Source organism: Bartonella sp. MU70NMGDW, assembly GCF_042194085.1.
GTDB lineage: Bacteria > Pseudomonadota > Alphaproteobacteria > Rhizobiales > Rhizobiaceae > Bartonella > Bartonella grahamii.
In genome coordinates, this window is the sequence record NZ_JBHIMK010000454.1 from 1 (window position 1) to 939 (window position 939).

At 38.2% G+C, this 939-nt stretch carries 1 protein-coding gene and 1 pseudogene; both read right to left on the reverse strand.

The window, feature by feature from the left end; genetic code table 11:
- Positions 1-35: 35 nt before the first annotated feature.
- A complete protein-coding gene (locus tag ACFIKE_RS11580) occupies positions 36-521 on the reverse strand; it encodes a Na+/H+ antiporter subunit E (RefSeq protein WP_375625541.1) in 486 nt (161 codons plus the stop codon).
- Positions 518-939, reverse strand: a pseudogene (locus tag ACFIKE_RS11585) (cation:proton antiporter); the annotation flags it as partial. The gene ACFIKE_RS11580 and the pseudogene ACFIKE_RS11585, both read right to left, overlap by 4 nt.

Below are 939 nucleotides of genomic sequence, written 5' to 3' on the forward strand. Positions count from 1 at the left end.
TGAAAAGAAAAGCCCCCAATAAAGGATCACCATACTCATAAGAAAATCTCCAAAAGTAATTGCTCATACCGTTGTTTTATCAATCGTTGATAATTATATCCTTTTTTTAAATTTAAGACATGGAGCAAAAGCTCACCCTTTTTACTATTATAGGCAACCCAAGCCGTTCCAGGAGTTGCCGAAAGGATGCACGCTAAAATAGCCAAAGCAGTGCGATTATGAAGCAGAAGAGGCACTACAATAAAGCCAGATCGCTGTTTTCGAGACCTTTTTGTTAAAACAAACCAAGCGACCGAGATATTTGAGGATATAGAATCTATTAAGACTCGAAAAATAAGACGAAAAACCGCACTCCAACTTTTAATAGCAACCTTCTCCGGTTCAAGGAGCCGTATCATCCAACCACAAAACAAAGCGGTTATAATGGCTAAAAGCAATTGCCCTAAACTAAAACCATTTAAAATAAGCCACATAAGGACAATGACACCACTGAAAAAAAGAGAAGGACAAAAACGATTCATTTATTCATCTCCCTCTTTTCGAGAGAAAAATCCGTTAAAACGCTCCCAATATAATTCTGAGGTTCATACAAAGTCTTAGCAGTTTCAGACATATAATGACTAACAGGACCGGCTACAATTGTTATAAGAAAACACAAAGCAAGAAGAACAGCAATAGGTGCAAATTCTATCACCTGCACACGGGGAACGCGACCTTCAAGAGAAACCCAAAAAGTTCGAATCCCCGTTCGTGTCAGTGCAATCAAAGCTGCAAAACCAGAGAGGGTAACAAAAACCACAAAAAGCCAATCGTGATAAACCGGAAGAGAGGCAAAAAAATCCTCTCTACTATGGTTTAAAACTGCCATGAACATCATAAGTTTAGCAACAAAACCAGAAAAAGGTGGCAATCCAATAATCAAAATGGCACAAATACCAA